This is a genomic window from uncultured Marivirga sp. (assembly GCF_963974845.1).
Lineage (GTDB): Bacteria > Bacteroidota > Bacteroidia > Cytophagales > Cyclobacteriaceae > Marivirga > Marivirga harenae.
On the sequence record NZ_CAXBEQ010000004.1, the window covers coordinates 365,176 to 388,589 of the forward strand.

At 36.3% G+C, this 23,414-nt stretch carries 10 protein-coding genes; 5 read left to right on the forward strand and 5 right to left on the reverse strand.

Translation table 11 applies throughout. From position 1 onward, the window contains the following. Positions 1–213: 213 nt before the first annotated feature. A complete protein-coding gene (gene fahA, locus AAC601_RS11550; RefSeq protein ID WP_340153343.1) occupies positions 214–1,488 on the reverse strand; it encodes a fumarylacetoacetase in 1,275 nt (424 codons plus the stop codon). Positions 1,489–1,918: 430 nt separating this feature from the next. Between fahA and AAC601_RS11555 the strand changes: the two genes are divergently transcribed. The 4 genes from AAC601_RS11555 (at position 1,919) to AAC601_RS11570 (ending at position 13,266) form a co-directional block, all read left to right on the forward strand. After that, positions 1,919–6,541 carry a T9SS type A sorting domain-containing protein gene (locus tag AAC601_RS11555; RefSeq protein ID WP_340153344.1) on the forward strand — a complete coding sequence of 1,541 codons (4,623 nt, stop codon included), beginning with the start codon at positions 1,919–1,921 and terminating at the stop codon, positions 6,539–6,541. A gap of 33 nt (positions 6,542–6,574) precedes the next feature. Continuing rightward, on the forward strand, positions 6,575–6,763 hold the full coding sequence (locus AAC601_RS11560; RefSeq protein ID WP_340153345.1) for a hypothetical protein: 189 nt from the start codon (positions 6,575–6,577) through the stop codon (positions 6,761–6,763). 780 nt (positions 6,764–7,543) lie between these two features. Continuing rightward, positions 7,544–7,981 carry a gliding motility-associated C-terminal domain-containing protein gene (locus tag AAC601_RS11565; RefSeq protein WP_340153346.1) on the forward strand — a complete coding sequence of 146 codons (438 nt, stop codon included), beginning with the start codon at positions 7,544–7,546 and terminating at the stop codon, positions 7,979–7,981. An 11-nt stretch (positions 7,982–7,992) separates the two neighbouring features. After that, complete coding sequence (locus AAC601_RS11570) at positions 7,993–13,266, forward strand: PKD domain-containing protein (RefSeq protein ID WP_340153347.1); 5,274 nt, start codon at positions 7,993–7,995, stop codon at positions 13,264–13,266. Positions 13,267–13,388: 122 nt separating this feature from the next. On the opposite strand, the gene AAC601_RS11575 is transcribed toward AAC601_RS11570, so the two are convergent. From AAC601_RS11575 to metG, 4 genes are all read right to left on the reverse strand, one after another. Beyond that, positions 13,389–14,318, reverse strand: a complete 930-nt coding sequence (locus tag AAC601_RS11575) for an NAD-dependent epimerase/dehydratase (protein ID WP_340153348.1) — start codon at positions 14,316–14,318, stop codon at positions 13,389–13,391. A 161-nt stretch (positions 14,319–14,479) separates the two neighbouring features. Next, entirely contained in the window at positions 14,480–16,486 is a 2,007-nt protein-coding gene (locus tag AAC601_RS11580) for a sensor histidine kinase (protein ID WP_303269817.1), read from the reverse strand. 404 nt (positions 16,487–16,890) lie between these two features. Next, complete coding sequence (locus AAC601_RS11585; RefSeq protein ID WP_303269816.1) at positions 16,891–17,544, reverse strand: phosphoadenylyl-sulfate reductase; 654 nt, start codon at positions 17,542–17,544, stop codon at positions 16,891–16,893. A 15-nt stretch (positions 17,545–17,559) separates the two neighbouring features. Next, a complete protein-coding gene (gene metG, locus AAC601_RS11590) occupies positions 17,560–19,626 on the reverse strand; it encodes a methionine--tRNA ligase (RefSeq protein WP_303269814.1) in 2,067 nt (688 codons plus the stop codon). Between the two features lie 276 nt (positions 19,627–19,902). Between metG and AAC601_RS11595 the strand changes: the two genes are divergently transcribed. Then, entirely contained in the window at positions 19,903–23,352 is a 3,450-nt protein-coding gene (locus tag AAC601_RS11595; protein WP_303269812.1) for a pyruvate carboxylase, read from the forward strand. The last annotated feature ends 62 nt before the right edge of the window (positions 23,353–23,414 follow it).

Sequence of the window (23,414 nt, forward strand, 5' to 3'; positions counted from 1 at the left end):
TCAGTTAAAGCTGAAGATTGCTAACCGCAAAGACACGAAGACACACAAAGCTTCATGAAGAAATTATATTAGTATGGAACGTTAAATCTCAAAAAGAAGAATGTTATTTTCTTGGATATCCTCGTACAATTAAACTTATGAAATTTAAAGCTGAAGTAATTTTATAATCTTCGTGTCTTTGTGCCTTTGTGGTTAATCCACAGCCTTTGGCTGTTATTTAGTTGGAAGTAGCTCAGTCCGAACTTCACCGAAACCAATTCTTACCCCATCTTTTTCGCCATGTCCTCTCATGATGACGGTATCATGATCATTAATGAATTTTCTTTCTGTTCCGTCTGGCATTTCGACTGGTTTGGAACCTCTCCAACTGATTTCCAACATGGAACCATAAGCAGAAGGGTCATTTCCGCTGATTGTTCCTGAAGCATAAACATCTCCGGTATTGATATTACAACCATTAACTGTGTGATGTGCTAATTGCTGAACTACATTCCAATACATATACTTGAAGTTGGAATTGGTGACTACCTTTTCTTTGGAATCTTTAGGTTGAATACCCACTTGCAAGTCGATGTCAAAATGGTAATCTCCTGCGAATTTTAAGTATGGTAATACTTCTGGCTCTTGCTTTGGTCCTGCAATTCTAAATGGCTCTAAAGCTTCCATCGTTACAATCCATGGTGACATAGAAGAACCAAAGTTCTTGGCTAAGAACGGGCCTAACGGAACATACTCCCATTTTTGAATATCTCTAGCTGACCAATCATTAAACAATGTAAAACCGAAAATATAGTTTTCAGCTTCTTTGGTCGGGATAGCATCTCCAAGAGTATTACCACCGCAGGTGATGAAAGCCATTTCCAATTCGAAATCTACCAATTTAGCAGGCCCAAAATCCGGCTTTTTGGCATCAGGTGCAATAGTTTGTCCTTTTGGACGATGCAAGGGTGTTCCTGAAATCACGATAGAAGAAGCCCTACCGTGATAACCCACAGGAATATGCTTCCAGTTGGGTAGTAAGGCATTATCCGGGTCACGGAACATGGTACCCACATTAGTTGCATGAGATTCTGAAGAATAGAAATCAGTATAATCGCCTACTCGTATGGGCAAATGCATACTAGCTTCCTTTTGCGGAATTAAGGCATGTTCTTTTAATTGGTCATTGCCTTGAAGCTCCCGGTTGTCATGCTGTAAAAGTTCAGAGATTCTTTCTCTGACCGGAACGGTAACTTCTTTGCCCAATTCCATGAAGTCATTGAGAATGGGTCTGTCAAAAATTCTTTCAGGAAGGTTTAATTCATTGAATAATTGAGCGGACTGGATTTCAGTCAAATCCAAAATGTAATCTCCAATGGCCACACCAGCTCTTGGTGATTTATCTTTGGTTGAAAAAATCCCATAAGGAAGATTTTGAATAGGGAAATCTGAATTTTTTGCTACTTCTACCCAGCTTTTAAGGGCTGGATTATTGGCTTTATGCTTCATATGAAAAAGTCGTTTTGTAAGTCGAAAATTTTAAAATGCTAATATCTGAAAATTTGCGGAAAGGGGAAAGGAGAGGGAGTTAGAAGTTAGAAGCATGAAGTAAGGTCAGCATCGCAGGTCTGGTTACAAGCTGGTAACTTGAAAACTTGAAAATACTAAAACTTTCCAACCTAAGCCTGCTATTAAAACGCAAACCAATTTTCCTCTTGGGGTGAGGGCGCTCTAAATCCAACCATTATGTAAATTCGTACGTCTCTTTGTGGAAATCAGGCTAAGATGTGCCAATTTTCAAGAGTTTTTCGATTAAATGTATGAAATTGTAGTTGGTTGCTTACCTATTGTGTAAATATGTTTGTATTTTTGTTGATTAGAGTAAATGATGCTGGATTGGAGGAATAATCCTTAATTAGCTGATTTTAAAATATTTAATATGAAGAGATTTTTACTTTCGATATTGTTTTTTGTGGGGGTTGTTTCAATGGGTCTTTCTCAGGATTTCATTGCTATGCAAGATGGCTCTTGGAATGATGGAGCTACCTGGGGTAACTTAAGTCCGGGAACAGAAGGAGTCGACTGGCCTTCATCAGGAGATGATGTGGCTATAGATGGTTTTAATGTTAGTTTAGCAAGAAATGGTAATTTTACTTGTAATACCTTATTTGTGAGGTATAATATTATTGATCAACTAACTATTGCTGCGGGAAGAGGAGCCTTACCTACTTTAACAATTCAAGAGGCAATAATTTCTGAGGATCCTAGTTTCGTTCCTACAGCACCTACTGTTCAAATATTCAATTCAAATATAGATTTTACTTTCACCGGAGAAAAAATTACTGGTTTTAGCGGTCTAAATTCAATTCTGGGGGTTTGGTCAACCAATTGTGTATTTGGAGAGGTATTTATTAATCAAGTTGGAGCAGAAGCTGTGAGATTAAATGAAATTTTACCAATTAATACATCGATTGATTTAAATTCAGGAACATTTGAAATACAGTCTTCTGGTATAGTTGCAGGCACAGGTGTTGCAGCGAGCTTTAATTTAAATTCTTCAGCAATATTAACTGTAAATGGAGCTATTAATGGAGATGGTAGTCCTACATCTCGTTTTAATGCTGTTAATTTTCAAGGTGATGTTACAACGGGGATCTCTGGATATGTTAATTCAACCAATTTTGTCTTGGGAGCTGCAAGTACGCTTATAATAAATTTTAATGGAGTAAATCAGACACAAGGATGGTGGTACCAATCTGCAGGTCCAACAGGTACATTTTCAATAGATCCTACATCAACTGTAATTTATAATGCATCTGTAAACCAGGTGGTTGGTGCGCAAGAATATGGCGATTTGAAATTAAGATCGCAAGGAGGGTCTTCAATAAAGACCTTACAAGCAGCAGGAAATTTGTTAGTTCAGGGTTTATTGAGATTAAATTCCGGCAATGTTACATTTGATACATCTCCAAACACAAATCCTATAAATCTAGAAGGAAATGTAGAGAATTTGGGGAATTGGTCTCCGAGCCAAAGAGTAATTTTTTCCGGAACTGCTGCTCAATCTATTAATGGAACAAACCAGATTACTTTTGGAGGTGGAATTAGAGTAGGGAATACAACAGGTTTAACCCTTAATAATGTAGGTGTTAGTATAGATAACGAATTAGATATTGATCCCTCATGTTCCTTTGATCCTAGTGATCAAGTCGTTACGATGTCTGGAAACTTCAGAGTTGATGGCGATTTAATTGCTGGTACTGATCCTGGCGGATTTATCTTTGATGGAACCACTGCCTTCTTAGGGGGTGGTACTCGTGCTTTCTACAATGTTGAAATTGATGGTGCTGGTACCCTAACCGCTCCTACTGGAATCATGGAAGTTCAAAATAATTGGACTAATGATGGCGTGTTTAATGATAATTTGGGTACAGTGCTATTCTCAAATCCGGATCCTGTGACGGTTTCAGGTTCATCACTTACTTCTTTTTATAATCTGACTTTAGAAGGAGTGAATACTGCTACTGTTGAGATTGACGGAAATGTTGACTTGGAGAATGTATTGTCATTTACTGGCAGTCCTGCAATAGATTTAGATGGAAGTGCCAATTCTGGAGTGTTCACTTTGAAATCAACCGCTACGAGAGATGCAGCGGTAGCCAATGTTGGAACTGCAAACATTCAAGGAAATGCTGTTGTGGAACGTTATATCACTGGGGGTACAGGTGCTTCAAGCTACCACTACATTGGATCACCAATTGCAACCACCATATCAGATTGGCAAAATGAATTTTATGTGACTGGTAATTTCACGGGGGCAAGTACTGGTCCTGGGATTAATTCTAGCACTCCGTCTATATATATTTATAATGAAAGCTTAGGTGGAGGAATAAATGACAGATATGTCGCCTATCCCACAACAAATAATTCTGCGCCAGTTCAGTTAGGTGTTGGATATGCTGTTTCTTTAAGAAGCGCACAAGAAACAGTTACGGCCAATACTATCGGTGAATTTCATACTGGTCAAGCCACTTGGAATGTTACTGATCAAGGCGGTGTTGATGATGGATGGAATCTCATCTCCAATCAATTCCCTTCCGCTATCGATTTTGATGCAGCAGGATGGAATAAAGCAAATATTGAAAACGGATTTTATGTGTATGATCCAATCGATGGAAATCAATACTATACTAGTGGTGGTGGAAGCACTGCCGGAATGGATCAGTATATTGCTATGGGCCAAGCTTTTTGGGTAAGAGCTACTTCTTCAGGTACAGTTACAGCACAAGAAAGTGTCAAATATACAGGTGGAACTCCTGAATTTTTCAAGGAAAATCCCAAAGAGAAAATTAAGATTATTTTTGAGGGTAATGAACGTAAGGATGATAGTTATATCATTTTTAATAATGAGGCAACTGATGCTTATGATCCCAGGTTTGATTTTTCAAATTTGAGAAACGATCAGCATAATATTTCTTCTTTAACCACTGATGCTGAAGATTTGAAAGTAAATCATATGGCTAATTTAAATGAGGAAAATAAATGTGGGAAATCAATTCCTTTATTTGTGAGGTCAAATACCACTGGTCAGTTTAGCTTGAAATTTGAAGAATTGAATAGCATTAAAATGAGCGAATCTATTTATTTAATAGATAATTTTAGTGATGAAGTTATTGAAATAAACGAAGGCAGTGTTTACGATTTTGAGATTACTGCAGATATCGCTTCTAAAGGCTCTGAACGTTTTGAATTAAGTTTTGAGACCAAAGTACCGAAAAGTGTAGAAACGGTAGCTGAAGATATATGTCCCAACCAAAGTGGAGAAATTCTGCTAAAGTCAACTGAGGATTTTGCTAACTATTTGCTGTATAAAAATAATGAAGTTATCAGCAGTGCGGAAGGTAATGGTGGTGATTTAAATTTTGAAATAGAAAGCGAGCAGCTCTCCGATGGATTGAATGAATTCACAATCAAATCATTTATTGGGGGTTGTGATACCCTACGCGTTGGAAGTGCACAAATAAGAATAAAGGAAGTCTTGAGTCTGGATAATGAAGTTGTTGGGTCTTCTGTCTGTAAAGTAGAAACACAAGCCGCATTTAGCGTAAATACCCAAGTAGGAGCTACTTATTATATTATGGATGGCCAAGAAACTGTCCAGACTTTCCAAGGAAATGGAAGTCAATATGATGGATATATAGCAGCAGAGAATTTGAATGATGGATTAAATGAGTTTGTAATTACAGCTGATAAAGACGGTTGCCAGAGCGGAACTTTAGAACAGGTCTTAGAAATAGTAGTTGAGAATTTATCTATTGACAGGACAGTGACTTTTGAAACTAGTGATATATGCAACAGCAATGAAGCTAGCATTAATTTTAAGAGTCAAGCTAATGTAGAATACAAATTCTATAAAAATGATGAAATTGTGAATACGTTGATAGGGGATGGAAGCAACCAATCCTTTACAATTCCATCAGAATTTGTTGAGGTTGGTAACAATGAATACTCTGTCATGGCTTATCTTGGTAGTTGTTCTGAATATGAATTTGCTGAAAAGATTAGCTTGACTGTAGAAGAAAGTATTCAGTCAAATTTGGATATAGTTACAGAAAATGTGTGTGGGCTGCAGAATGTAAATGTGATAATAGAAAATGCACAAAAGGCTAAAAAATATTCACTTGTAAGAGATGGAGAAATTGCTCATAGTGCCACAGCAAATACAGATGGTCAACTTTCATTTACTTTGGACTCGTCCAAATTAAAAATGGGTATCAATCAATACAATATATTAATTGAAGGGGAGTATTGTCAGTCAATCAATGCAGAGCAAATAGTTGAATTTGAGCTGTATGAAGATGCTGTGATTGAAAGTATTGAAAATCAAAATATTTGCTTAAATGGCAGTGCTACAATTGAAATGTCGGCAAATGTAAAAATTGATAAATATCTGGTATATATAGGTAATGAGTTGATAAGTGAGACACAAAGTAACATTATTAATTTAGAACCCAAAGAATCGACAACCTATAAGCTTACAGGAGTTCCTGCAAATGGATGCAAGATTAACGATATCAATTTTACTATTGAAGTTACTGATTTGACTGTTCCCGGGATATTGGTTTCTGGAAATGTATTAGAAAGTTCAATAGAAGGAGATAGCTATCAGTGGTATTTGGACGGAAATCAGATGGATAGCGAAACTGGAAAAGTACTAGTTGCTAATGCATCAGGTGACTACAAAGTTGAAGTCTCAAAAGGTGATTGCAGTAATATAAGTGAGTCCTTTACTTTCAATGAGGAAGTTTTAAATGCCAATAAAGCATTGGAAAATGCATTGAAATTATATCCAAATCCGGTAATAGATAAAATGTTTATCGATTTAAATAATATTAATTCTGTAGATATTACTATTTTTACAATTACAGGAAAGTTTATCGATAGTTTCGTCTTAAACGCAAGTCATTCTGAAATTGATATGGCTAAATTTTCTAAAGGAACTTATTTGATACAAATTGAATCGGATAAAGGAGTAGTTACGAAAAGAATTGTAAAGCAATAAGCAACATTGCTGAATATGAATAGGGGTAAGGAAATGAAAAATATATTAAAATTATTAACCTTTGGTATTTTACTTATATTGAGCATCAATGGTCTGAGCGCACAACCTGGACCTCCAGATCCGCCAGATGATAATCCTGTACCTATCACAGGTATTGAGTATTTAATTGCAGCTGGTGCGGCTTTTGGTGCCAAGAAACTATATGATAAGAAAAAGAAATAAAGTATTTATTATTGAATAATATACTGATTGCATGAAACCTTTTTTAGAGTCTACTACTTTAAGAAAGGTTTTTTTGTTGAATTTTATTAGTTGTAAATTCTAAATTATAATTTCATATGGTATTTTTTCTGTATTTTTGGATGTCCCAGTGTATTGATTTTAGCAAAAAAGAGTAGACTTCTTTTCTTAAATGCTACCTTTCACTTTCATACTTTTTCCATTGATGAAAAAGTATGCAAAAAATTTAGGTAAAATGATGCTACTTCCCACAATGGCCATCGCCTGCCCGCCATTTTACCCTCCAACCCGCTTTTTCGCTTTATGCTAAAGTGGGGGTGTTAGCCTCGAATAAAATTAACAATTAATTCAAACATATTTTATCCTTGTTTGAGGCTCTAATAATGAATTTTTAATCTTTATTTAACTTATTCAATACTTGCATTAACTAAGGTGTCCCAGTTAGAAATACAGTAGGTTTTTATGTTGAATTTAATTAGTTATAAATTCTAATTATTTTATCTAATATTTTTTTCTGCAGAAAGTTGTTGTAGAAAGGAAGTAGAAGTAAGGAATGATGAAATCTTCTCCCCACGTTTTGATATTTTACCAAAACTTTAAACAGTACTCAATCCGTACCCAATTAAGTAAAATACCTAATATTTTATAGTACTTATCCTTAATTTGATTGGTGCTTCCCTTATTCTTTTAAATTAGAATTCCTCTGATTTATGGGAGCTTTAATATGTCGAATTTTGATATATCATTTAATCAGAATTCATCATGAAATCATTTCTTATCCTTATCGCGACAGTTATTTTAGCAGCCAATGCTTCTTTTGGTAATGTTGATCCAGATAAAAAACCCACTAAATTTCGTATATTAGCTGTAAGCGCCTCTAATGATTCTGTTATGAGCGCATCAAACGTGATAACGTTATTTCAGCCATTTTCGATTGAACTTCCAACTGCATTTACACCCAATGGCGATGGATTGAATGATAGTTTTGGAGCCGTAGCTAAAGGTGTAAAGGAATATAAAATGATTATCTACAATAGATTTGGGGATGTTGTTTTTAGTACTTCAGATATCAACACAAAATGGAATGGAACAGTAAAGGGTAATGAAGCACCTTCTGGTGGATATGTGTATCAAGTTTATGCTAGGGGTAATGAAGGACAAGGAGTTGATAGGTCTGGAAAAGTAATTCTCATTAAATAATCATCGTCATAATGAAAACTATATTTTTTAAACTTGGATTGCTGTTTTTTTTCAGCACGCTTATTTTTACCTCTCGATCTTTTGGTCAGATTAAAGCAGATAAAAATGCTGGATGTTTGCCATTAGTGGTGATTTTCGAAATTGAGAATTATGATGTTGAATCAGTAGAATGGCAAACAGAAGATGGACAGTCTTCGACAGCAAAAAAACCTACATTTATTTTTGAAAAAGCAGGGGAATGGGGTGTTTATGCAGTTCTCGCCTTAAATACAGGTATAATCGATACCGTTCATTATCAAAATCTTATCACTGTTAATGAAAGACCTTTAGTGGACTTTTCCATAGAAAACCATGTGAGTTGTATAGGTGAGGAAATCTTATTTAATAATTTAACCACAAATGCTGATTCTTACTTATGGTCTTTTGGTGATGGAAATCAATCAACAGAAGAAAATCCTAGTCATCAATACCAAGCATCTGGAAAGTATACAGTTTCTCTAACCGCAAAAATAGATGGTGAATGTCAGGAAATCAAAGTAATGGAAAATGTCATCGAAATCCATGAAGTAAACAAAAATTCATTTTCAGCTAGCAGCTACGTACAATGTCTCTCAGACAAGGAACCCATCATTTTTTCGTTTGATGAAGAAGTTAGTCACGTGAGTTGGGATTTTGGTGATGGTACTGTCAAAAATGGCTCCTATGTTGAATATTCATATAGTACTGTAGGAGCATATAAGGTTGAAGTTTCTTATATAAATGAATTTGGATGTTCCGTAACGATAAGTTTGGATTCCTTAATCAATGTTGGTGAAATTGAGTCACCCAAAATGGAAGTGAGCGAGAGCTCTATCTGTCTAGGTGAAGAGGTCACACTTAAAGCCCTTCATCCTTCAAATACTGGATTTGAATGGGAGATTAATGGAAAGCAATATGAAGGCAAAAAAGTGAGCTTAGGTTTTTCTGAAATTGGCGACATTGCAGTTAAATTAACTTATTTTAATGATTTTGGATGCTCAGTGTCTATTTTTGACGAAGCACTTTTAAATGTTCAGGAGGTTGAAGCTGTAGAGATTGACTACGATCAAACGATGGGCTGTGAGCCTTTTGATTTTGTGGCTACAAACAGAACTCCTGGTGCTGTGGCCTATGCTTGGAAAGTAAATGGAGAAACTATTAACGGTGTCGAATTGAATTACACTTTTGACCAAGCTGGTGATTATAATATTGTAGCTGTTACGCATTACGAAAGCGGTTGTCAAATCGAAACAGAACTTGTAGACATGGTTCAAGTATTTAAAAGGGAAACAAATATAAAGGTCAATGAGTGGCAAGGCTGTGCTCCATTTACTCCTGAAATAGCCTTACTGAATGAAAATGCTACAGATATCAAGTGGACTATTGGAGAAAAACAATTGGATGGTAAAAATGTAAATTATGAATTTAAAAATCCTGGAGTCTATTTTCCGATCGTTTCATATACAAATGCCAAGGGTTGTAAGGTCGATTATGAATTTGAAACGCCATTAATTGTTTTTGATAATGATATTGATTTAGCAGAACCTGAAGTTATTGAATCTTGCACTTACACTGAAGTCCATTTCAGCGGAGACATGGGATATGATTTTTGGGAGTGGGATTTTGGAGATGGAAAAAAGTCAATTGAACGTTATCCAATACATAGTTATAGTGCAGCAGGAAATTACAAAGTTTCTTTGACTACAAACAATAAGAATGGCTGCAGAACTACAATAGAGAATTACAATATAATTGAAATCCCTGATTTGGAAGTAGAGACAAATATGGAAGTTACTGAAGGGGAAGAATGTGGGTTTTTTAGCGTTCTTGTTGTCGCCAATTTGGAAGACTGGCAATCCGCTAGATGGTATTATAATGAAAGCCTGATTGGTACTGAGTCTGAGTTGCATGCTTCCTTTATTTCATTGGGAGACGTAGGGATAACCTTAAGTGTAGGAAGCGAAGGAGAATGTACCAAATCAAAAGCGATAATGGTTCCGAATCCCTGGACTAATTGTGAGAATCCGGAATTGGAGGGTGATTTAGACCAACAAGAAAGTGATAGTCCCATTGGCAAATTTAACTTTTCAAGTTGTAACGTTCCATATTCCATAGATTTAGTAAATCCCATTCCGGAGGCAGATAAATTTGAGTGGAGGTTTAAAGATGGAACAACTCATTCTAAGCAAGATTTTAAGCAATCTTTCCATGAAATAGGTGAATATACCATAGGATATTGGGCTAAAATTGAAAGAGATAGTTTTGTGTTTGTGGAAGATTATATTACAATCAATATTCAACAATCAGAAATTGACTTTGATTACGAGCTTCAAAAATATTGTGAAGGTTATGAGATCATCTTAAATCCAGAAAACACTGAATTTGAGAATTATAGATGGAAAATGAATAATCTCCCAATAGAATTATCTGATGGCGGCAGATATTGGGTAGAAAAGGAAGGGCTGTATTCAATAAGTCTGTCAGCAAGCGGTCAGAACAGCTGCGCAACTACTAAAATAAAAAATGTATATATAGGTAATCAAGAAAATCGATTTAGCTTTCCAAATTCTTTATGCTTAGGAGACGGATTCACTATAGAGCATACGCTTATTGGCTTTAAATCTATAAAATGGGATATGGGAAATGGAGTTTTAATTGATAATTTCAATATCCCTTACGTTTTTGATGCAAGAGGTGAGTATCAGGTTAAAGCTATTGCTACAGATTACGAAGGCTGTGAGTCAATTTTTGATTTACCGCAACAGATTATTGTCAAAAATCCTATTGCAGAATTTACAGCGAATAAAAGGAGTGGTTGTGGCGAGACCACCATACAGTTTCAAAATAAATCGCAAGATGCTGTAGAATGGTTCTGGGACTTTGGAAATGGTGAAACAAGTACGGAAGAAAATCCAAAAGTCACCTACATCCCCGGCTCGTACACAGTGACGCTTACTTCCACAAATGGTGAGTGCAGTAAGACAAGTACTGAAGCTGAATTTATTCAAATTGATGACTTGACTAGTGATTTTAGTTTTGAATATGATCAAAGCTGTTTGCCTGTAACAGTATCCTTTCAAGATCAAAGTGTAAATGCTACTTCATGGCAATGGGATTTTGGTGATGGAAATACTTCCACTGATCAAAACCCTACCCATATCTATTTTGAAGCACCTAAAAGTAGCGTTAAATTAATAGTTGCAAATGAAAATGGATGTAAGCTTAGCATTAAGAAGCCGATGAACTTTATTTTCAGTGCTAATTTTGAAGTAGACAAGAAGCAGATTTGCCAGGACGATATCGTTGAATTCTCAGCCAAAAGTGATGATGCAGTGAGTTGGTTTTGGGATTTTGGAGATGGAAACTCCAGTACTGAAAGAAATCCCCAGCATCAATTTCAAAGTGCTGGAATATTTGATGTTCAATTAATTGCTGAAAATAATAGTGGCTGTGCTGATACAGTCTTGATGCAACAATACATTGAAGTAACGCCATACAAAGCAGATTTTAAATTAGCTGAATCCATAGAGTCAAATTGTGTACCTGTTCAAGTAAGCTTTCAGGATTTATCTGATGGAGCAGAAAGTTACTTCTGGGATTTCGGGGATGGTCAAACCTCCAGAGTAGCAAATCCTATACATTTATATAATTCAGTTGGAAACTTTGATGTAAGTTTAGTGATTACCAATAAGTTGGGGTGTCAGGACACCTTAACAAAAGAACAATTTGTGAATGTAAGTGGACCGCAAACAGCCTTTGAAATTGAAGAAAAGACAGTTTGCCTCCCTAATACAGCAAATTTCACTGATGTTTCCAGCAGTGCTGTTAAGTGGACATGGATTTTCGGAGATGGAAATACTTCACATGAACAAAATCCTCAGCATTTCTATGAGAAAGCTGGTGTTTATGATGTTACACTAGTTGCTGAAAATGTAGAAGGATGCGAACAGACTTTTAGGATGAAAGGAATAAAAGTTCTACCAACCCCAAAAGTAGATTTTGATATGGAAATTTCAGGGGAATGTTATCCTGTTGAAGTCCGATTGACTAACAAAAGTAGTAACCTATTAAAAGCATCATACTTTTGGGAGTTCGGTGACGGACAGAGCTCTACTGAAAAAGACCCAACTGTGTTAATTGAAAAGACAGGAACATTTAATGTGACTTTAACAGTAAAAAATGATAAGGGTTGCCCAGTAAGTTATACACATGCAAATCAGATTTTAGTACGAGACACCGTAAGGCACATTGAAGCTGACTTAAATCAAATTTTAGTGGAGAATAATAATGTCAAATTTGAGTTAAAGCCTTTTAGCTTCAATAATATTTCTCATTATAATGTGTATCGGGACAGTCCAACTGGTTTCCATTTATTGCAAAAAATTGATTTATCGGGAAGTGTAAATCAAAGAATTATGTATGATGACAAAAGTTGCAGACCGCAAGAAATGTCTCATGAATATATTTTTCAAGCGGTTTCTTTCTGCGCAGATACTTTAGAAAAAGAGCATCTAACTGTTTTCAATACCATGTTTTTACATAGTGAAAGTCAAGAAAACAATCAACGATATATTGAATGGAATTCATCAAAGGGATTTCAAGTAGATAATCAGCGAATATTTAGAAAGCTAAAAGGAGAAGAGCAATGGCATGAAATTGCAGTTTTAGAAGTTAATGCTCTTCGTTTTCTGGATCAAGAAGATTTATGTCCAGGTTTTTATGAATATAGGGTTGGAGCTTTTGAGCAGAACAGTTTGCGTTCGATTAGTAATTATGTTGAATTTGAAGTCACCGATGAGATATACGTAAATCAAGTGGCCGAAATTAAAAATACTACGGTGATGGAAACAGGTGAGGTTTTCACCGAATGGAGCATTCCAGAAGAGGGGAGAGGCAGGATTACTTCATTTGAAATTTACCGAAGTGAGAATGGAGAGGATTTTGAATATTTTGATACTGTAGAACCACATGAGCAATTTTATATTGATGAAGAAAGTGATACCGAGAATCATACTTATACCTATCAAGTTAAAGTCATAAATGATTGTTCGATTGATACGGAGAGCAGTGAGGAAAGCAATACGGTACTTTTACAAAAAGATGTTCAGTTTAGAAAATACGAATTGAGGTGGAATGCCTTTAAAGGCTGGGAAGAAGGAGTTAAAAAATATGTGATCCAACGTCTGAACGAAAATGGAGAATGGGAAACTGTGGAGGAAGTCTCTGGGGATAAATTGAAAACGATTATTCGGGATACAAAGGATTAAAGCCCCCTAGCCTCCGAAGGGGAGATTAGGTCTTTAACAAATATTTTGATTTACTAATAAATGATTTATAGAAGGAAGATGGACAATGGAAGTTGCTTCGAGCTTCCGACTTCTAACTTCCATCAAAACCTCAAATGCTCCTTAAAAAGCAATAAATCATCTTTTAAGCTGGAATTGCCCTTAGGAAAATCAATGTATTTTTGGAGAGTAGTCTCAGGATTGACTAATAGTTCTCTCAGTTTCAAATGCTGGTTGATAAAAGTAAACTCCAGGTCTGGATAAATAGCTTTAAGTGCATCTACTATATCCAACACTTCTAAATTTTTATCTACCAGATTGTAAAAGCCTGAAGGGATATCATTTTTGATAGCAACCTGCTTTAAAATCTCTGATACTTTTTGAATAGGGATAAACGGGCGGTGCTGTTTCCCATCTCCATGGATGGCGATACGTTTATTGAAATTAGCATCGAACATAAAACGGTTAATGACGGCATCAAACCGAACCGCATTGGCATAGCCATAAACATTACCCAATCTTAAAATTTGTGTATTAAGCTTGTCTAGTAAACGTGCTACATGCTCTTCTCCTCTAAGTTTTGAGATCCCATAAATAGTTCTGGGATTGGGTTGATGTTCTTCATTGATTATTTCCTTTGATGATCCGAAAACCGAAACACTACTGGCAAATACAAAATGTTCAACATTCGAATCTTCTACCGCATAAACCAATTCTGCTGTACCCCAATGATTGCTCTGCTCAAAATAGTGCGGATCGGCATCAGCAAATGGTGTAGTTACCTTTGCTGCCAAGTGTATAACGGTATCAATTCCCTTTAAAGCTTTTTTAAGCTTTCTTGTGTCTAATAATTCGCCTTGAATAAAATTGATTTTTTCTTGATTGGGGAGTTTGTTTCCTAAAAAGAAGTGATAATTATTTCGAGATAAATTATCATAAATCAGGATCTGCTCTACTTCTTGCAAAGGCAAAAGTTTTTCAATCAATGCTGAACCAATATAGCCGGCTCCTCCAGTAATCAATATTTTCTTCATGGGGTATCCTACGTCAAGAAGGTGAAATTAAGCTTTTCTTGGTAGTTGTAAAAATGAAGGGGACTTAAACTTTAATAGTTTCTTTTTCAAGAAAATATAATGGTTACCAATAACCTGACTTTCTACTCTAGATTTTTCCAGAAATCAAGAAATCTAAGAAATTACTTTAGTGTCAGCACTGGTAGCATCACCCTAAAACTAGTTCCTTTTCCTGGCTTACTTTCAAACTCTATAGTACCTTTTAATTGCTCTACTAAGGTTTTTACTATGGATAAGCCCAAACCAGAAGAACTTTCCCCAGCAGTGGGTTTATTGCTCATTTTCTGGAATTTCTGGAAGATTTTATCCTGTTCTTCCTCCATTATCCCCATTCCTTCATCCCTTACTTCAATTTTGAGTTGGCTCCCTTCTTTTTCAACTTTAATATAGATCGAACAATCTTCATAGGAGAATTTTAAAGCATTAGAGATGAGATTATCCATAATGCGCTGCAATTTGTCTGTATCGGTATTGAAGTAAGTTTGATTTGTTCTGATCTCTTTTTCAATTTTAATTTTTTTCAGGCTGGCAGTATCTTCATGCTTTTGAATGATATCATTAAAATAATTTTGAATATTGATGGCTTCAACTTCCGGTAATTGTTTTGATTCAATCCTATACAGATGCAATAAATCTTCAATCAATTGAACACCTTGTTCGTTTGATTTCTCTAGCTTTTTTAAATAGTCTTTTTGCTGATCATTCAGGTTGTCAGGCATTTTGATTAACTGAATTAGTCCCTTATTATTGTTCAGCGGTGATTTTAGGTCATGCGCTAAAACGTGTATTAAGCCGTTTCTTTCATCATGGGTTTGTTTTAATTCTAGGTTATTTTTCTCCAGCTCTTTGTTTCGTTCATTTAATTCTTTGGTTCTTGCTTCAACCGTTTTTTCTAAGCGCTGATTTGACTGTTGGAGGGCCAAACTCAAATCCTGATTTTTGATATAGGTTTGATTTTGTCGATTTGCTAATATGACGACATGACTGAATAAATAAAAGAAGATTCCTAGTGCAAATATCATTTCACCGACAATATGAGAGCGATGTATTAATATATCAAGAACCGTCACTGCGAAAAGTAAAATAAAGCCCACTAAGGCAACAAGCACTTCACGGTTTCTTTTTATACTTGCTTTGAAGAGAAAGTACAGTATTCCTACTCCGGTGATAACCGTCACCAACTGCATTATAGGGACTAAATTGGAATTGAATAAAATAGGAGTGAAAAGGGTGATAATGGCAGCTGATATCCCTATATAATAGGGGATATGTGCGAAGAATTTTGGAATGTATTCAGGAAATAGGTGATAGATGAAGCGTACTGTAAAAGCGAGAATCAGATAGAAACTTGTTAATTCAATCCTTACGCTTAACCACCAAGGGAAATTCAAATATTCAATTAGTAAATATTCATTAACACTTAAGGTTCTTAAAATCGTGAATAGACATACTAAAGCGAAGTAGGTGTTCATTTTGTTTCTTGTTCGAAATAGGTTGGAACCTAAGTGATAAAGACCCATAAAGAAAATTGATCCGATCAGGAAAAATGATAATGATATATTTTGTCCTCTATTTTCGAGAAGTAAATTTTTGCTAGCAATTTCTGCTGGTCTTGACATACCCCCCTTCCGATAATGGAAATTTGAAATGTGAAATACGAGATCTATCGTATCCTGATCTTCAGGGAGAGAAATAATGGTGCTGCGGTAATTGGGATCGGCCGTTTCTTCTGAGGCCCCCACTTTACCCACTTCGACCATCTCTTGACCGTTGATAAATAGCTTATAGTTTGTACTTACTACTTTACAATTTATTGCTAAGTCGTTCAATTTTTCATCTACAATAATTCGAGCGTAATAGGTGGCATAACCTGTTGATGGAAGGGTTTCATCCTTAAACTCCATTCCTGTCCAAGTATGAGGAATTTCTGAATAGAAGGGGGATGTTGATCCTTGCATTTCCTCAGCGCTAAGCAATTTACCGTATTCAAATTGCCATTCGTCTTGAAGTAATACTATTTCTGAATTTAAATCTTTATCCCTCAAATCAAATAAAGCTTTTTGACCAAGCATAGGGTATTGCATGGCAAAAATAGTAGTGATTAAAAAGATGAGTTTCCGTTTCCACATAGTATTAGCACTCCTAACTGGAGGTTTAAGTAATAATAATGCAAAATTAATACTTGCTCCAAAGATATGTATTTGCTTTTTACTTTAAAAAGTACAAGAAACATATATGAATAGCGATTCATCTAAAATCTAAAAATAGTTGGAATGTTTTGATTAAACTTTAAACTACTATCTTTTTCAAATTCTATGAAGTATTAAAAAATTTAAACCAACAGTCAGTTTTATTGGACGAAGCAAAAAATAAGAAAAATCATATAGAAGCTCCACTCGATTTTCTTTTTACTAGGAAGTAAAAATTCTATACAGTTTGCTAAATATAGTATTGGAAAATGAGTAAAATAGTATGCATACATAACAAATATCACGTCTGTAATATTTATATGTTGCAACATTAAAAGTGGGAGTTATGCTAAATCAGTATGCAATCCGCATTCAGTTTTATTCATCCCGTACCAACGGCTTTCTCTTTCTTGCATATCCAAATCAAATTTTCGAGTGCAAGGCTCACAGCCGATACTAAAGTAACCTTGTGCTTCTAAAGGGTGGTCTGGCAATTGATGTTCCTTGCGGTAATCATGAATCATTTTAGAATTCCATTCTAGCATGGGGTGGAGTCGCGTTGAACCATGTGGAGCTGCTTGTTCTACTTTCATGGCGGAACGAGTTTTGCTTTGATCTGCACGAACCCCATTGATCCAAATGTCATTTTGCATCAATACTGCATCCATGGGCTGAGTTTTATTGAGATAGCAGCAATAATCAGGATCAGAGGTAAAGAACATTTTTCCACTAGCATCACGTTGCATGTTTTTAGGTGTGAGAGGTTTTAAGTCGACTAAATTAGTCAAGCCAAAGTCACTCATGATTTTATCTCGAAAAGCCACTGTGTCTGGAAAATGATAACCAGTATTGATAAAGTATACAGGAATACTAGAATCAATCTTACTCAGCATATGTAGAAGCACTAAACTATGTGATTGAAAGGAAGAGGTGGTAAAATATTTTTTACCCTCTTCCTGATAAGCTTTGATCCTTTTCTCTAATTCCTTTAATACCATATTTTATTATTGAGTTTACGAAATTGTACTCCCTGGATTCACTTTATCCCCCGGCTGCACAAACTGCAAATTTCCCTCCGAATCTTCTGCCATCAAAACCATACCTTCTGATACTTCACCCATCATAGGTCGAGGCGCTAGGTTCACCAATACGGTTACTTGCTTTCCTACCACTTCTTCTGCTTTGAAGTGTTTTGCAATGCCACTCAAAATAGTGCGTTTGTCCAAACCAGTATCGATAGTAAGTTTTAAAAGTTTGTTCGATTTTTTAACTTTTTCAGCAGTCAAAACGGTTCCAACGCGCATATCCATTTTCAAGAAATCATCGAACTTGATTTCCTCCTTCATAGGTTCCACATCAGGGCTTCCGCCAGCATTTGCTTTCTTGGCTTCTTCTAATTTATTGACTTGTTCTTCCACTGTTTTATCTTCTATTTTTTCAAATAATAACTCTGCTTTGTTGATCTGATGACCGGCTTCTAACAAATCTGCACTTCCTGCCAAATCCCATTCATAAGCCTCAATATTGAGCATATTTCTAAGCTTGGTAGCAGTGAATGGTAAGAACGGCTCACAAACAATGCTTAAATTAGCTGCAATCTGTAAAGCCAAATTCATAATGGTTTTCACTCTTTCAGGATTCTCTTTCTGTAGTTTCCAAGGTTCTGTTTCTGCCAGATATTTGTTTCCTAAGCGCGCAAACTCCATCATAGCAGCTAAAGCTTCACGGAATCTATAGTTGACAATCTTTTCTTCTATGAGCTCAGGATAACCCTTCAATTCATCCAGAATTTCTTGATCATAATCAAACCATTCTCCTCTTGCTGGCACTTTTCCATCATAATACTTATGTGTCAGCACAACGGCTCTGTTAATGAAATTACCGAAAATAGCGACTAACTCACTGTTATTGCGAGTTTGAAAATCCTTCCAGGTGAATTCACTGTCTTTTGTTTCAGGGAGAGTAGCAGCTAATGCATATCGTAATACATCTTCCTGTCCAGGGAAATCTTTGAGGTACTCATGCAACCAAACGGCCCAGTTCCTGCTGGTCGATAATTTATCTCCCTCAAGATTCAAAAACTCATTTGCGGGCACATTTTCTGGCAAAATATAATCACCGTGCGCATGCAAAATCACTGGAAAAATAATACAATGAAATACAATATTGTCTTTGCCTATAAAATGGATTAATGTGCTATCATCTTTTGGATCAGCTTGTTTTTTCCAAAATTTCTCCCAATCATTTCCGGTATCTTTTGCCCACTGTTTGGTAGCAGAAATATAACCAATTGGGGCATCTAGCCATACATATAGTTTCTTTCCTTCAGCGCCTTTTAGCGGCACGTCAACGCCCCAGTCTAAATCTCGGGTCATCGCTCTAGCTTGTAATCCTTGGTTGAGCCATGAACTGCATTGACCATAAACATTTGATTTCCACTTGCCCTTTTTGCCTTCAACCAACCATTTTTCCATCCATTCCTGATATTTATCTAATGGCAGAAACCAGTGAGTAGTTTTCCTTAAAACAGGTGTTTTTCCGCTCAAGGTTGAAACGGGGTTAATCAAATCAGTTGGGTTTAAAGAACTTCCGCATTTTTCACATTGGTCACCGTAAGCTCCTTCATTACCACATTTAGGGCATTTTCCAGTGATGTATCGATCAGCCAGAAATTGATTAAATTCTTCATCATAGTATTGCTCACTTTCACGCTCTACGAACTCACCTTTTTCGTATAAGTTCATAAAGAATTCCTGTGAAAGCTCATGGTGAGAAGGATCTGAGGTACGGTGATACATATCAAAAGCAATTCCGAATTTTTCGAAAGTGCTTTTATTCAGCTCATGATATTTATCAATAATGGCGTTAGGCGTGACGCCTTCTTTTTTAGCGCGAATAGTGATAGCAGCACCGTGCTCATCACTTCCACACATGAAGGCCACTTCTTTTTTACGCAACCTAAGATAGCGTACGAAAATATCCGCAGGCAAATAGGCGCCTGCTATATGTCCAATATGTAAAGGTCCATTGGCATAAGGTAATGCCGCGGTTATGGTATATCTATTATTCAATTTTTGCATTGTTCGTAATTTGTGGCAAATATAGGAAAGTATGGAGGAAACTCTGCATTGAATGTGTTTCTTAGGACTAAGATTTGTAGCTTTTAAAATATTTTTATTCTAATACGAAAATGCAGAAGTCTTCGTGCTGATTGTAATTATATTTTATCTGAAATAACTTCTATTTCAACTTAAAAATCCAATTTCTCCTGGTTTTCCTTCCCTTTCTCAGAATCCCTTTTTAAATTCAGCATCCTTAATAAAAAAGCTAAACTACAGACTATACAAGATATCAATATGACAACGAAACTTTTTGAAATCAATAAATTATTAGTAGCGAATAGAGGTGAAATTGCTATTCGGGTGCTCCGTGCTGCTTCGGAACTTCGAATTCGGACGGTAGCGGTTTACACCTATGAAGACCGATATTCTTTGCATAGATATAAATCAGATGAGGCCTATCAAATTGGGAAAGAGGATGATCCTTTAAAACCTTATTTGGATATAGAAGAAATTATTAGTCTGGCGAAACACAAGGGAGTAGATGCTATTCATCCAGGATATGGGTTCCTTTCTGAAAATGTGAACTTAGCTAGAAGATGTAAGGAGGAAGGCATCATTTTCGTTGGGCCTGAGCCAGAAGTCATGAATGCTTTAGGTGATAAAGTTAGAGCCAAAGATATTGCGGTAAAAGCCAATGTGCCTATTATAGAGGATAGTAAAATCGATTTGGTTGACACAGCTACGGCTGTTGGTGAGGCTAAAAGAATTGGTTATCCAATCATGGTTAAAGCGGCTGCAGGTGGAGGTGGTCGTGGAATGCGAGTTGTTCAAAATGAAGATCAGCTAAAGTCTGCCTTTGTCGATTCCAAAAGTGAAGCGGGCAATGCCTTCGGAGATGATACCATTTTTCTTGAGAAATACATAGACCACCCAAAGCACATTGAGGTGCAAATCATGGGTGATAACTATGGAAATATTGTCCATTTATTCGAGCGTGATTGTTCTGTTCAGAGAAGATTCCAGAAGGTAGTGGAAGTTGCGCCTTCCGCAAACTTATCTGAAGAAACTCGGAATAAACTTTATGAATATGCTTTAGCCATCACCCGACAAGTTAATTATAATAATGTGGGGACTGTTGAGTTTTTGGTGGACAAAGAGGAGAATATCTACTTTATTGAAGTGAACCCAAGAATTCAGGTAGAACACACCATTACGGAAGAAATTACAGGAGTAGATATAGTGCGTTCGCAGATATTAATTGCGAAGGGACATGCTTTAGACGATCCGAGAATTTTTATCAAAAGTCAAGAAGATGTAAAAGCCAATGGTTTTGCTATTCAGTGCAGAATTACGACTGAAGATCCAGAAAATGGTTTTAAACCCGACTATGGTACCATTATAGCTTATCGAAATGCAGGTGGATTTGGAATTAGAATAGATGAAGGTAGTTCTTATGCCGGAGTAAATATATCGCCATTCTTTGATTCTATGTTGGTTAAAGTTTCCTCTCATGGTAGAACCTTAAGGGGTGCTGCACAAAGATTGCATAGAGCATTAAGAGAATTTAGGATTAGAGGGGTTAAAACTAATATTGGTTTCTTAGAAAACGTGATTTCGCACCCTACTTTCTACAATGGAGAATGTACGGTTAAATTTATAGATGAGCATCCTGACTTATTCAAAATCACTCAAAAATTTGATAGGGGTACCAAAACACTACGTTTTTTAGCGGATGTAAGCGTTAATGGACATCCAGATGTGAAGGTGAAGGAAGAGAACAAAACTTTCCGGCATCCAGTTGTCCCTGATTATGATAAGTATGGAACCTATCCTAAAGGAACAAAAAACATCCTGACTGAACTGGGCCCAGAGAAGTTTGCTGAATGGCTGAAAAATGAAAAAGCGATTCACTATACAGATACCACTTTCAGAGATGCACACCAATCATTATTGGCCACCAGAATGCGAGGAATTGATATGATGAAAGTAGCAGAGGGCTATGCTAAAAACAATCCTGAGATATTTTCTATGGAAGTTTGGGGCGGTGCTACTTTTGATGTTTGCATGCGCTTTTTACATGAGAATCCGTGGGAAAGATTAGCAAAGTTCAGAAGAGCGATGCCTAATATCCTTTTGCAAATGTTGCTTCGAGGGTCAAATGCAGTTGGTTATAAAGCTTATCCCGATAATCTAATTGAGAAATTCATTGAGAAATCCGCAGAAACAGGAATAGATGTTTTTAGAATATTCGATTCTTTGAACTGGCTAGAAGCGATGAAAGTCAGCATCAAGACCGTGAGAGAAAGAACAAATTCAATCGCTGAGGCAGCCATCTGCTATACGGGGGATATTCTTGATCCTGAGCAAAAGAAGTATACGCTTGACTATTACGTAGATTTTGCAAAACAATTAGAGAGCGAAGGAGCTCATATTATTGCTATAAAAGATATGGCAGGCTTATTAAAACCTTATGCTGCAGCAGAATTAATCGGAGCATTGAAATCAGAGATCAATTTGCCGATTCATTTACATACGCATGATACTTCATCAGTTCAGTCTGCTACTTACTTGAAAGCAATAGAAGCTGGCGTAGACGTGGTGGATGTGGCGATGGGAAGTATGTCGGGATTGACATCACAACCCAATTTCAATTCAGTAGCCAGCTATATGCAAGGTCATGAACGGGAGCAGAAATTAAATATCAATTCTTTAAACGATTATTCTACTTACTGGGAATATGTGAGAGAATTCTATTATCCTTTTGAATCTGGATTGAAAGCAGGAACTGCTGAGATTTATGATAATGAGATCCCAGGCGGACAGTATTCAAACTTACGTCCACAGGCAAATGCATTGGGCTTAGGAGATAAGTTTGAGACCGTTAAAAAGAACTATGCCTTGGTCAATAAGATGTTTGGAGATTTGGTAAAAGTAACGCCTTCTTCTAAAGTTGTGGGAGATATGGCGCTATTTATGACCTCCAATAATTTAACGCCAAATGATATTTTTGAAAAAGGTCATACACTTTCTTTTCCTGATTCTGTTGTGGATTTATTCCGTGGTGAATTAGGTCAGCCAGTGGGAGGATTTCCTCAAGAATTAAGCAAGATTATTTTAAAAGGGGAAAAGGCATTTACTGACAAGCCGAATAAACATTTGGAACCGATAGATTTCAGTAAGGAAATGGAAGCTTTTAAAAAGAAATTTGACGGTCATGACGATGAATCAGATTTGTTAGCTTATTTGCTTTATCCGAAAGTATATGAAGATTTCTACAAGCATCAGCAGCAATTTGGTGAGGTGGGATATATCCCAACTTTAGCGTTCTTCTACGGGATGAAAAACGGAGAAGAAATCTTGGTGGAAATTTCTGAAGGTAAAACGATCATCATCAAATTACTTTACATCTCTGAGCCTAATGAGGAGGCATTAAGAACGGTTGCTTTTGAATTGAACGGGCAAACTAGAAGGGTGAAAATTAAGGATAATAATGCCAAAGTAGATAAAGTTACCAATCGAAAAATTTCAAGCGAAAATGAAGTAGGTGCACCATTGCAAGGAAAATTGGCCTCCATCAAAGTGAAGCCGGGTGATGAGGTGACAGAAAACACTGCTTTGTTCGTAATCGAGGCCATGAAAATGGAGTCTTCAATTACGCCACCGAGAGCAGGAGTAGTGAAAGAGGTTCATTTAAAAGCAGGTGATATGGTGCAGCAGGATGATCTGGTTATCAGCTTAGAGTAACAATTTTGAATAAATGAGGTATAATATAGGAGGTCATTGATAAAAATGGTCTCCTTTTTTTA